The following is a 13,036-nucleotide window of genomic DNA, read 5'->3' as shown; positions in this document are numbered from 1 at the left end:
TATGATGACAAGTTCGTATCAATTAGATGCGTGATTACTCGGCAACGATGCTTGCAATGTTTTTCTGCAGCGCAACAATCACTTGTTCTAGTTCAGTTTTCTCAGCTTCGTCTAGACCCATGAGCGGTGAACGAACGATGCCCGCATCGCGCCCATCAAAGGTAACGCCGTGCTTAACGCTCTGAATGAACTTGCCACCCTGCTCAAGAACACTCATCAACGGCATCATCGCTGCCATGATTTTGCGGCCTTTGTTAAAGTCGTTTTCAACAACACAAGCTTGGTAAAGTGCTACGTGCTCTTTTGGCAAGAAGTTAGAACCTGCACACACCCAACCTTTTGCACCCCAAGCAAAGAACTCAAGTGCTTGGTCGTCCATACCACAAGTAACTTGGATGTGAGGGAATTCGTTCATTAGCATGTGTAGGCGGTTGATATCGCCTGAACTTTCTTTGATGCCACAGATGTTGGTGGCACCTTTCACTAGCTCAAAGAATTCGGCTTCCATATTCACACCCATACGATCTGGGTAGTTGTAAAGCATGACTGGTAGGCCCGCGACGCGATCAATCTCAAGGGCAAGGGTTGCCAATTCTTTCTGAGTTGGCAGAGAGTAAGGAGGTGTCGCTAATAGAATGCAGTCAGCGCCTGCGCCCTTGGCACGCTCAGCCAACCAAATGGAATCATTAGGATTAACAGAGCCAGTCCCGAAAATGATCGTCAAATCAGAACCCACAGCTTTACGCGCAGTGGATAGCAGCTCTAAGCGCTCTTCTAGGGTTTCAACATAATACTCACCTGTAGTGCCACCGATCATTAGACCGTGCACACCAGACTCTTTTAGATACGCTACGTGTTGTGAAAACGCATCATAATTGATCGAACCGTCTTCAAAGAAAGGGGTAATAACAGGAGTGTAGATCCCTTCAAATTTCATTCTAATTGCCTTCTATACAAATACGCTGTGATGAGGGTGAACAAGCCACCTAACCTAAATTGATATTACCCAGCGTATTCAAACTGTCACAATCAACCATTTTTCCAATCTATTGATGACATTAAGTTATGGATAAAAGGCGAATAGATAGACAACGAGACAAAAAAAAGCGGCCAGATGAGCCGCTTAAAACCTTAAAATAAATTTGATAAATTATTTTTCAAATCTTCTAAAAACCATTTCCTAAAGGACTGTAACGCTTCATTCCCTTCATTACGTTCGGCGTAAGATAAATAGTGTCGTTTTTCCCGATACACCATTTCTTTTTCACCAACTTTCACCAGCGCACCCTGTTCGATTAATGGTGCGACTAAGTGATGCCAACCAAGACAGACACCTTGATTCGACACCGCCAACTGGATCAGCATATTGTAATCGTTCGTATTGAAGTAATGAGCTTCGCCAATGGCTTCTGATCCTAAGCTCAGGCTATTTAACCAAACATCCCAATCCACATGCTCCGCTACTTGTGAGCGTCCATAAGGAGTGAGGTTCAAAAGTGTCACGCCATCCAAATTCACAAACTCATCTAACTCCGGGTGTTCTTCCAAATAGAATGGCGAACAGACTGGGTAAATGAGATCATGGAACAACTCTTCTGAATGATAACCTTCTCGCGGATCACTCAGCTTGCTAATAAAAATGTCCGGATATACACCTGGCTCAGTATTCAACATATTACTGGTTGAGATCACATTGATGTCGATGTCCGGGTATTGCTGCACAAAGTCGGGTAAACGACTGGTTAGCCAAAATGATGAAAAAGCCGGCGTACAACAAATGCTGAGCTCTTTTTTCTTCTTCGCAGTGGTTTGAATTCTCTGAGCCGCTTGAGCAATGTTCACAAACGACAAATAGGCCGCATCATAAAATATTTGCCCCGCCTCGGTCAGCTCCACAGCACGCCCAGTACGTTTGAAAAGAGGCACCTCTAAAGCCACCTCCAGCTCTCTAATTTGACGGCTTATCGCCGCTTGAGTCACACAAAGCGACTCTGCCGCACGTGTAAAGTTGAGATACTTTGCTGCCGCCACAAAGGACTTCACCGCCCTTAGCGATGGCATTTTTAGCAAGATTTGATCCGGCTCAATTGGCTTTGCCATGGTATACTCTTTTTGGTCATTATCTATATCAACCGCGTAAAGCAATCTTCCCTAATGATCAGCGGCTACTGTTTTAAGACAGATTAAAACGATGAGTCAGCTCCTCTAATTCCTCACCTAGTTTAGATAACTTTTTCGTATGCTTCTCTAACTCAAGACGTGTTGTTTTGGTATGACCTGTTTGCAAGGTAATATCCTGAATTTGCTGAGTGATCGAAGCACTATTTTGCGCGATATCTCCCACCGATTGAGTGACATACTTCATATCGTTAAATACCGCAAATACTGCTTGATCTATTTCGACAAAAGACTGACTTGCGTTTTGCGCAGCATTTTGCCCATCTGCAGCCAGCTCAATACCTTGAGCCATTAATTGCTTGATATGAGAGCTATGTCTATTAAAGTCACTGATAATCTCACCAATCATAGAGGTAGCTTCCACCGTTTTCTGTGCTAGACCTCTTACCTCGTCCGCAACCACTGAAAAGCCTCGCCCGGCTTCACCCGCTCGGGCAGATTCTATCGCTGCATTTAAGGCCAATAGATTGGTCTGGTCCGCTAAGCCATTGATCACATCGACGATATTCTTCATTTTATCGCCAGATTCAGACAACGTTTGCGTGGCATCATGACTGTTATGTATTAGTGAGGCTATGCGCTCCATTGCTTGAACGCTTCCGCTCACAATTCCTTGTCCTGACTTACTTAACTCTTGGGCATTTTGGGCTGTTCGATTAACCGAAGAAGAACGTTCTGCTACATCTTCAGACATCACTGAAATATGTTGCGTCGAGTCCATGACTTGCTCTGTATTTCGCTCGACTTGTTCACTAGCAGCGGCCAACTGCAGAACTTCCCCTTCAAGTTGATTTCTAACAGCAGATAAGTCATCAGCGGCCCTAAGAACCTGCTTCATCAACTTTGAAACATCCTCAAGCATATGATTAAAAGAAAGCCGTAACTGATTTAATTCATCGTTTTGATTATTAGTTGTTTGGAGCCGTTTCGAAAAATCCCCTGCGGCCACGCTCGACATGACTTGCTTCATATAACTCAATTGATGGTTAAGCTGCCTCGACATAAACATCAAAGTGACGGTAATCAAAACACCCATCCCTAATAGGGCAGCCAAAACCACCAAAAATGCAGTACTTTTGGCAACAGACACTTGCTGCAAAACCAGTCCTAAAATATGCTCTTCGAGGTGTTGACGCTGCTGCGAGGAAATTTGATCAATCGTAAGCGACATGGTCTGTAACTGATCAGACAGTTGTTTATCTTTGGTGATCAACTGAGAGACTTGATCAAAGACTTGAGCATATTCCAATACAGCCTTACCAATATCATTGGATTCCCAACCAAAGTCTTCGACCATAGCAGTTAATTCAGTCAAAGCTTGCTGGATTTTAATTACATCAGACTGACTTCTGCTTTCAATCAGCCCTTTTTGCGCCAAGCTGATTGGAATACTGAATTGACTTACACGTGAAAGAGAGATGTCAAAAAGAACGTTTCCGTATTGGGTAAGCGTGGCATAATGTCCAAGGCTTCCAGACAAGCCCAATGTTTCTCGGTTTTCAAACCATACATGCTGAAGATCCACATATGTAGCGACTGTTTCTTCTAGCCGCCTTGAAAGTGTCACCACTTCTGCATCGCTGGTTCTTTGAGCTTGCTCTTTAAAGTACTGCGCCTGCATTGATAGGTCATTCAGCAATGATTCAAACCTTGCAGCCTCAATGATTGATAACGCATTCGCGCTTTGTTTTAACTTCAGCAATGTATTGGAAAAAGTTGTTATCTGCTGTTGATAGGTCGAGACATTGTCCTTAACATCGTTGGCTCTCTCTAAAGTTTGATAACTCCACAGAATGGCTGCCGCCACACACGACAACGCCACAACAGAAGTCACAATCGTAATCAAAAACCTTTGTTTCCATGACAAATTCAGCATTTTACAACCTTTATTTATGACATTTTATAGTAGTTCCTTTCGATTCTTGATAGTAACTACCGTCATCAAAGTGCCACAAACAACATTTTTGCAGATGAAATGATAACAACAGGTAATGATATAAATTGCCAAATCTGTAGTGATACAGCACTCAAACATGTCTTAGAGCTTTATGAGCCGACTCATGAATGACAATCAAAATGCGACTTAAGTGACGTTTTTTTTGCATCAGACAATAAGCAATAACCCCAGTTATAATCACTGGAGTTATTGCTAGTTATCTAGAAATTAATCCCCCATCACAATACCTTCCCGTCTTGGATCAGCACCGCCATATAGCTTTCCATTTTCGAGAACAATGCCTTGAAGTCCTGAATTAAGATCACGAATCGAAACTTTGAAACCCATGGACTCAAGGTCAGTAACAAAGGACTCCGCTGCCGTTCCCTTTTCAACATCGTATGTACCAAATCGATTCAACATGTTTGGTAGCGAAATGGCAGATTGCATATCCATGCCCCACTCTAAATGTGCAATCAAAGCTTTGGACACATAGCCAATGATACGAGATCCCCCCGGTGAGCCTACCACCATGTATGGCTTACCATCCTTCAAGACAATCGTTGGTGACATAGAAGATCTGGGACGCTTACCAGGCTCTAGTCGGTTAGCAATTGGGTAACCATCACTGTATGAGGCAAATGAGAAGTCCGTCAGTTCGTTATTAAGCAAGAAGCCATTACTCATTACTCGAGAGCCAAAGCCATTTTCAATCGTCGTTGTAATGGATAATGCATTCCCTTCTGCGTCAACAATCGAGATATGACTAGTACTTGGAAACTCAATCGCTTGATCATCCGCTAATGTCACAGCTTTCTCCCAGCGAGGGTCACCCGCTGACACTGACGTTAAGGCTTTCCCTGGCGTAATGAGTTTTGCCCTAGAGGCTAAATAGCCTTCGTCCAATAAGCCTTCTGGCATTGGCACAAAGTCTGTGTCGGCCATATAACGCCCGCGATCAGCAAAAGCTAAGCGTGATGCATCGCCAATGATTTGCCAAGCTTCTGCAGAATCGGCCCCCAAAGAGGCTAAATCAAAGTATTTTGTGATGCCTAAAATCTGACCAACAGTTAATGCACCAGAGCTTGGAGGCCCCATTCCACATATATCAAAAGCCTCATATGGCAGACAAGTTGGCTCCCGCTCTTTCACCTTATAAGTGTCAAAATCTGAAACTGACAAAACACCTGGATTATCAGAAATCGAACGCACGGCTTTAACAATATCTTTAGCTATTTGACCTTGGTAAAAACCTTCAGCACCCGCCTTTGCAATAAGATTAAGTGCATTAGCGTATTTAGGATTCTTTAATAATGTGCCTGCTGCTAGAGGTTGACCGCTTTTATCTAGGAAGTATTCCGCCGTTTCAGGATACTTAGACAAAGAGTCTTGCGTATCAGCAATGGCACCTGCCAACCTGGGGGAGACTTCAAACCCTTCAGTTGCAAGCTTAATAGCAGGATCAAACAAACTATTCCAAGGCAACTTACCATGAACATCATGCAGCTTTTGCATTAACGCGACCGTACCAGGTGTTCCGACTGACCGCCCACCAATCACAGCGTCGTAGAATTTATAAGGAGTGCCGTCAGGGTGTTGAAATAATTCAGGAGTGGCCTCAATTGGCGCTGTTTCTCGTGCATCAAACGTTGTAATTTTGCCTAGATTGGCATCGTAATAGACAGCAAAAGCACCGCCGCCAAGACCTGAAGACTGAGGCTCCACCAAACCAAGTACAGTTTGTACTGCAACGTAGGCATCCATCGCTGAACCACCTTTACTTAGGACATCATACCCAGCTTTCACTGCTTCAGGGTTTGCTGCGGCTACCATGAAGTGTTTCGCTTCAACCAGTGTTTTATGTTCTATTTTCCCTGCTGCTTCTGGAGAAAACGCATCTGCTGCTTGCCCTGCTGCCAGGATAGATGAGCTGGTTATGAGAGACATTGTTAATGCTAAAGTATTGATCGCAAATCGCATTGATACATTCCTTATATTATTATCGTTGAACAGAGACTTGATCCCCTAGCTCCATAGTATGAAACACTTAATCTCAAAAGAAGTGCTTAATATGCAGCAGAACCTGCAGGATATTCAGAATGAATTTACGAAAAATGGATTTAAACCTAATGCTTATTTTTCAAGCATTGATGGAAACAAAATCAGTAAAAAATGCCTCTGCGAAGGTCTCTTTAAGTGAATCAGCTTTTAGTCATGCTTTAGCGCGCTTAAGAGAAACCATGCAAGATGAGCTTTTTATTCGTCGTGGTAATCAAATGCAACCAACTGCGCTTTCATTAACCATCGCACCAAGTATCAATGAGTCTTTAATGCTTCTTCAGCAAGCTTTGGAAGCCAGCACGGGGTTCGACCCCATGATTGATAATAAGGCATTTACTATTGTGGCTAATGATTATGCTCAAATGACGCTTATTCCTCCATTGATGAAACAATGGCAGCACATGTCTAGAGGCATGAAGTTGTATGTGGAGAGAATGGACCCCAAAGCCATTCAAGCCATTGCCAATCACGAAGTGGATTTTGTGATAGCCACACCATTTGTAGGAGATATCCCATCGGTTGTTCAATCTGAGATTTTGCTGGAAGAGCCCTTTTTGATGATTGCACGCAATGACCATCCAGGCCTTAATCTTTCAGATCAGCGTTCTATTAGTATCGAAACTTACATCCACTACCCACACATTTTAGTAGTCCATTGGGACGGTAAACCCGGGACGGTTGACGAGCAACTAAGTAAAATGGGCTTAAAGCGCGATATTATGCTAACTCTCTCATCACCATTGGTTATTGCTGAGACTGTTGCTAATAGTGACTTTTTTGCGATTCTCCCACAATCTTTGGCGTTACAACTGTGTAAAGAATTCTCTATTACAACTAGAACGTTGCCCATCCCTTCTCAAATACATCAGTCTTGTTTGTACTATCACAGCACTCGAACACAAGAAAAGGCCTATCAGTGGCTACGAAGCCACTTTGTATCCATTAGCAAGGGAGTTCAACCAAGTCATCAATAGGAAATTATGTTTTTGAAGCAGACTGATTTTCTATGTCTTGAATTATCAGCTCAACGACTCCCTTCCATTGGTTAACTTTGGCTTGTCGCATTAATTTTAACGAAGGGTACCAAAATGAATGCTCTGTATCGGTTAGCCAGCGCCAATCAGGTCTGCTGCTTAATAACACATACCCTAACTTACCAAGTATTCCTGCCATATGTGCCACAGATGTATCGGATGTGACGACAAAATCACACTGATATAGAAGTTTAAGTGTTGTTAAGACATCTCCCCTTTCTGTTTCTATCCTATTGCCTAAATCGGTAATGATGCCTTCAACACCCAGATCGTGGATTTGCTGCCTTGCTGGACCAACTTGTACAGAAACAAACTCTACATTTTGAATTTTTAACAGAGGTAATAACGTCTTCAAACCGGGAGAACGAAACTTGTCTCCTTTGAAATGTCTATTGCCCTGCCAACACAAAGCAACAATAGGTTTTTTATGGGTTGCATTTGAAGGCCGAAGTTCTAATCTTGATACATAATCCAGACTAAAGTCATTAACGATTTTCTCAGGTAGATAAACTTTAAATACTTTTGCCAATGACATCAAAGGAACATACAGATCATACTCGGGCACCTCTTCAGCCTTACAAATAAACTCTATTTCTGGAAAAAGCTTATTCATTAAGCTTTTCAACATCGGCTTTCCGTAAAAAATTACTTTTCTAAAGGGTTTATTTAGCACTTCTGGGATAAACCTAAGAAACTGTAAACTATCTCCGATACCCTGTTCGTCAATGATTAGTAGTGTTTTTGATGGATTAATTTCACCATCCCAGTATTTTTTCTGATCTACTTTTAACGGCAGATTTGCAAGCAGTATTCGTGAATCAAAATGAAGCCAACCTTTTTCAAAGTCACCATTGAGCAGGTACGAAAAAGATAAGTCCCACTGGGCTTTAATCGACGGGTTGTTCTTTAAAATACTTTCAAGAATGGCGATGCTCGCGCTAACTCTACCTGAATGACGATAAAGCTTAGCCAGTTGTCGAAGTGTTAACTCATGATGTGGCCAATGCTTGAGAATAGATTTAAATAAGCTTTCCGCCTCATCAAAGGCCCCTTTCTCTTCTAGCAAAATGGCAAGGTTACCCATCGACTTAATGTGAGTAGGCTGTTTTTTTAACACTTCCCTATAAATATTTTCCGCTTTGCCCATCATGCCCAGCTTTTGGAAATGCTGGGCATGATCAAATAAATGCTCTACGTCCATTCACCACTACCAGAATCCGCTTACTCAAATCACACCACTAAGCATCGAAAGTTTCATAAATCGTTCCTGTGGTGGTGATAAAATCATCATTTTCTAAAACTAAATATACGGGTATCCAATGCTTATCTAGATTATTTTCAGTCACTAAATTTTGATAGTAATTACTTTCTTGGTTAGATGCATCTCTATCCAACACATTGTTAAAGAAAGCATTAATATAACCATCTAACGATAAATCACTTAAGCCCGATGTTTCATCGAACCATTCTAAAACAGTGTCAGCACTAAGCAGTCCGTCATTAACTTCTTGGGCAGCGATCGTTCCAAGTTGCCACATACTTTCAGAAATATACTCTTCAAAGAAGAGTTCGTAGAGACGGGCAATAGCCGACTCGACTTGGTTAGAGCTGATCACAAGTTGACTGTCATCATTAAACTCGAGCATCTCAATATTATTAAGTTCTGCCATCGTTCCAGTTTGTGAATTGGTTAAGATAATATGATCTTCCTGAACATCAATCCAGGTGAATTGTTGCGTTGCATTGATAACAACTTTATTGAACCCACTCTCACCAGAAATAATTTGTGCGCCACCGTCTTCGATAACCACTTCTTCATCTGCTATTTGATTTCGCTCAACATCTAATAAAAGAATGTCCACACTGCTAGCAAAATCCTCTAGCACATCTACTGCGGAGAAATCTTGACCATATTCAGACAGTGCGTAAGCCTCAAATACTTGAACCAGATCGTCTACAGATTGGCTGTAGGAAAGGATAAAATTACCGATAGCATTGGAAACCTCTTCATCTAACCAAGTATTGATCAAATAATGCCCAACTGCTTCAATTTCATTGTGCGCAATAATAATGGAATTGCCAGTATCGAAGCTGACTGTTTCAATATCAAAAAGCGTATTCACATCACCACTTGAAAGTTGAGTAATGGAGACCTCTCCTTCTTGCTCGCCTTGAGCAATCACATAGTCAGACCTATCCCCTCCAAAAAACGCTCGATCATATCCAAAACCACCGTTTAAGTGATCATTCCCTTCTCCGGCATAGAGCATGTCATCCTCAAGGCCACCAAAAACCGTATCGTCGCCTGATCCGCCATCAACGATATCATCTCCTCCACCACTTCCGATTATGTCATCACCGCCATTTCCGTAGAGCTCATCATCATCTTCACCAAGAGAAATAAACTGAGAACTATCATCAGCAGTTACATAGTTACTTCCAGCTCCCCCAGTTATCGTTGCACTTCCTATAATGCTTGCAAACTCAATATTGTCTAGCTTTAGGTTCGTACCAGACGACATGCTTCTCAAGTCAATGACAAAGGCTTCTGACTGAGCACCTCCATTTATAGACGACGAACCAGTAATAACAATAGGTGAGTCCAAAGACGACGCTGTTGTTGTAGGTACTATCGTTCTAATATCTAAAGTAGTGGTTGATGAAAGTCGGCTTAAAAACGTTTGAGCGCCAGATAACAGGTTTGATTCGCCAGTACTTCCTCTGGAATCAATTGCGTTAACTAATGTTGTCACCGCATCATTACCAGATTGAGCGGTTGAAGGACCTTCTGAGGTAATGCTAACACTTGGGGGTAAGGTTACAGTAACTACATTTCCACTACCGTTATCGTTTTGAATAATCGTTGAAGTCGTAGGCGTGATATTTGTGTTAGAAACAACTGTTGTTTCATTATTTGTTGGCGTAGTAGGTGTTGTCACGGGTGGGGGTGTAACCTGCACAGTTAAAGTATCGCTTACCGGGGACACCCCATTTTCACCGCCATCAGATAGAGAAATGTTAAACGTAGACTGCCCTCCAGTATTCCCAGCCCTAAATGCTAACAAATCATCATCGATATCTTGCTGGGTGAAAGTATCATTCAAATTCAGCGCTGAACCGTTCAAAAGTAAACTACTACCAAGAGTTGGTAAAGAAGTGAGTGTGTATGTCAACCCAATACCATCATCGTCAGGATCCCCTTCATTCAATTGAGCATTTGTAATGGTAGTAGTGTTGTTAGCAGCAATAGTGAAACCAGTATTTGTTGCAATTGTTGGCGCATCGTTTACTGGCGTGATCGTGATATTAATAACATCATCGCTGTCGGTTAAATTGTTTCCTGAACCTTGGCTACCACTATTGCCATCATTAAAACTTAAGGAAAGCTGAACATCCGAATCAGGTAGATCACTGCTATTGCTGTAAGAAATTTGTTGTAATGCCGCATCTACCAGAGCTTGTGTCGCGTTCGCATTAAACGTTAACACTAACCTCCCGGCTGAGTTAGTTGTCACTTCACCAATAGTGATGTTACCCACATCAAACATAGCTCCTTCTGTTAACAAAGATAATGTACCAGAAGAACCATAAATATCGTCAGCATTAGCACCACCACTTCTCTGTACCGTTAAAGAGGCGTCGCTATAGCTATCTAACTCATTTAGTTCAGGATCAGAAATGCTCATATTATCATCAAGCACGACAGCCGATCCCCCTTCTATAAAAGTAGGGGTCCCATCTACATTTGTGAAAACGGGAGCTTCATTGGTTGACACAACAGACACTGTCACTGTCGCAGTATCTGAGCTAGCCCCAGTATCATCATAAACAGAAATACTTACCGTTCGGTCTTCGTTACTGGGGATATTACTGACATTGGTATAAATAAGACTTTGAAGTAGTGTTTGTACGCGAGTAACCGTCGCATCAGAGTTGAAATCAACCCGTAAATCGTTTCCAACAGCAATATCATTAGCAAGTGTCCCTATTACCGTACCGTTAACAGACACATTCGAGCCAGATGTATTCCCAGCTAAACTGACCTCACCTGAAGAGCTAAATGAAAGTTGATCTTGAGATGCATTTTTATTCGTTGTAATGGAGGCAAGAAGATAACCTGAATCAAAACTGGCTGGTGAATCAGCATCAGTGAGCGTCAGGTCATTATTTAAATCTAGAGACACATTTAAATCGCCATCGCTAAACGTCACCGTATCTCCGGTTAAATTAGCAATCACAGGAATGTCATTCGTAGGAGTGACTGTAATGTCAATCGAATCCGTAAGACCATCGTCTGTGCCATCAAACGGCGTAACGCTAAGTGTTGCCGTCGTCGTGTCATCTTGAGCTGTTGTGTATCGAACGGCAGATGAATCACTCAGGAAAGTATTTAGGTCGTCGGTCAGACCTTGCAACGTCATAGTCGATGTTCCTGAATTAGCAATCGTCACTCCCGCTACGGTGCCATCTCCGTCTACTGTTGAAACTGTGCCCCGATCTACGGCTAACGTAAGTGTAATCGTATCTCCGTCGTTATCAGAGACCGTATAATCTGATAAATCAATTGCCGTCGTGATATCTTCTACGACAGCCTGATCAACCGGTGTTCCCAACAATTCTGGAATAGTATTTTGTGATCCTGAACCACTATTAGCATTCGTTACTGTGAAATCATAGAAACCAAACTGGTCTGTATTATTATTTGATGAGGTAAAAGTGATGGTAAACGAAGTGATCTGCTGATTAGCGAAATTGCTAAGATCGACAATGTGATCCAATGAATTGGCATCATCAGTAATAGTGCCTGTAACCGTACCTCCAGCTAACAATGCACCAGAGATACTCATGGAACTCCACTCGTTATCGGGAAAATCTTCAGCAACATTGAGTCCAGTTAACTCAAACGATGTCAGGTCCCCCTGAGCAGTAATGGTAAAAGATGAGTCGGCATTTTGTGCAAGCACATGAACATATTCAGTTCCATTCGCCCCTTGTATTTCGTCTAATGCTGGAACCGACAATTCAAAAAAACCATCGGTGCTGAGTCTTGTGCTTGGGTCATTAAAATCACTAGGAAAAAATTCTGGGTCTATCACTTCACCATCTGTTGGCAACAGCACTCCCGAAAACGAGGCAAACAATTCTTCGTCTAAATAGGAAAATTGCAAGCCATCGTCTGTTGTGACCTCTAATATCCAATCACCGCCTTTTTCGGCACTTCCGGTCAAGTCAATAGATGCCGCTACATCCGAGTCGGTTAGTTTCGCCAACTTACCTATAAACTCCAAACCGATATCCGTTTCAGCAATGTTACATCCATAGAGTAACAACTCACCGTTGGCTGCCAAGCTACTGTCGATTGTTTCTAATACATCGCGGTACTGAGCTAAGTTTTCAGAATTAAGTACCTCACCACCAAGAAACACTTGACCATCATCACCATGGGAAAATAGATGTATGGCTTCTAAATTCGATCTATCGGCTAACTGTTCGGCTAGCAGTACAAAGCCATCGCCTTCATCCGAAATCAGAATAACGTCTAATCCTTGTGCTTCGGCAGCATTCACTAGAAGCTGATATTCAGATATAGATTGATCAATGATGGCAACTTGCTTTGAACGAATATTTTGACTCATTAAACACCTCAAAAGACCCAATTTAGATAACCCAAAAATTAATCTAGCTATTCTGATTAAAGCATAAAGAAATGAATTTAATTATTTATTTTTGCTATATGAGCAAATTGAATGCAAGAAGAAAAATAGTGCAAAAATTTGACTTTTAATTGTTCTATATATAGAACGTTCGATATATGGAACAAATTATA

At 42.0% G+C, this 13,036-nt stretch carries 7 protein-coding genes; 1 reads left to right on the top strand and 6 read right to left on the bottom strand.

Annotation, left to right across the window (positions count from 1 at the left end; translation table 11 throughout):
* Positions 1 to 34 precede the first annotated feature (34 nt).
* The 4 genes from JHD44_RS17010 to ggt form a co-directional block, all read right to left on the bottom strand.
* Positions 35 to 937, bottom strand: a complete 903-nt coding sequence (locus tag JHD44_RS17010) for a dihydrodipicolinate synthase family protein (RefSeq protein WP_199463963.1) — start codon at positions 935 to 937, stop codon at positions 35 to 37.
* Positions 938 to 1,131: 194 nt separating this feature from the next.
* Positions 1,132 to 2,100: a LysR family transcriptional regulator gene (locus JHD44_RS17005; protein ID WP_199463962.1), complete on the bottom strand. Its 969-nt coding sequence runs from the start codon at positions 2,098 to 2,100 to the stop codon at positions 1,132 to 1,134.
* A gap of 73 nt (positions 2,101 to 2,173) precedes the next feature.
* The gene (locus JHD44_RS17000; RefSeq protein WP_199463961.1) at positions 2,174 to 4,054 is read right to left on the bottom strand and encodes a methyl-accepting chemotaxis protein; all 1,881 of its coding nucleotides are present in this window, start codon (positions 4,052 to 4,054) and stop codon (positions 2,174 to 2,176) included.
* Positions 4,055 to 4,342: 288 nt separating this feature from the next.
* Positions 4,343 to 6,094, bottom strand: coding sequence for a gamma-glutamyltransferase (gene ggt, locus JHD44_RS16995; RefSeq protein WP_199463960.1), 1,752 nt, complete (start codon positions 6,092 to 6,094; stop codon positions 4,343 to 4,345).
* A 119-nt stretch (positions 6,095 to 6,213) separates the two neighbouring features.
* Between ggt and JHD44_RS16990 the strand changes: the two genes are divergently transcribed.
* Positions 6,214 to 7,149, top strand: a complete 936-nt coding sequence (locus tag JHD44_RS16990; protein ID WP_199463959.1) for a LysR family transcriptional regulator — start codon at positions 6,214 to 6,216, stop codon at positions 7,147 to 7,149.
* A gap of 4 nt (positions 7,150 to 7,153) precedes the next feature.
* Here the strand turns inward: JHD44_RS16990 and JHD44_RS16985 are convergent, their stop codons facing one another.
* Complete coding sequence (locus JHD44_RS16985; protein ID WP_199463958.1) at positions 7,154 to 8,410, bottom strand: tetratricopeptide repeat protein; 1,257 nt, start codon at positions 8,408 to 8,410, stop codon at positions 7,154 to 7,156.
* Between the two features lie 37 nt (positions 8,411 to 8,447).
* Positions 8,448 to 12,866, bottom strand: a complete 4,419-nt coding sequence (locus JHD44_RS16980) for a DUF4347 domain-containing protein (RefSeq protein ID WP_199463957.1) — start codon at positions 12,864 to 12,866, stop codon at positions 8,448 to 8,450.
* Between the last annotated feature and the right edge of the window lie 170 nt (positions 12,867 to 13,036).

The organism is Marinomonas ostreistagni, from assembly GCF_016461785.1.
Taxonomy (GTDB): Bacteria; Pseudomonadota; Gammaproteobacteria; order Pseudomonadales; family Marinomonadaceae; genus Marinomonas; species Marinomonas ostreistagni_A.
This window is presented reverse-complemented; position numbering and strand designations above follow the sequence as displayed.

Excerpts from the sequence above, each read along its gene's own strand:
- ggt (WP_199463960.1), bottom strand. The coding sequence starts at position 6,094 with ATGCGATTTGCGATCAATACTTTAGCATTAACAATGTCTCTCATAACC.
- JHD44_RS16990 (WP_199463959.1), top strand. The coding sequence starts at position 6,214 with ATGAATTTACGAAAAATGGATTTAAACCTAATGCTTATTTTTCAAGCA.
- JHD44_RS17010 (WP_199463963.1), bottom strand. The coding sequence starts at position 937 with ATGAAATTTGAAGGGATCTACACTCCTGTTATTACCCCTTTCTTTGAA.
- JHD44_RS17005 (WP_199463962.1), bottom strand. The coding sequence starts at position 2,100 with ATGGCAAAGCCAATTGAGCCGGATCAAATCTTGCTAAAAATGCCATCG.
- JHD44_RS17000 (WP_199463961.1), bottom strand. The coding sequence starts at position 4,054 with ATGCTGAATTTGTCATGGAAACAAAGGTTTTTGATTACGATTGTGACT.
- JHD44_RS16985 (WP_199463958.1), bottom strand. The coding sequence starts at position 8,410 with ATGGACGTAGAGCATTTATTTGATCATGCCCAGCATTTCCAAAAGCTG.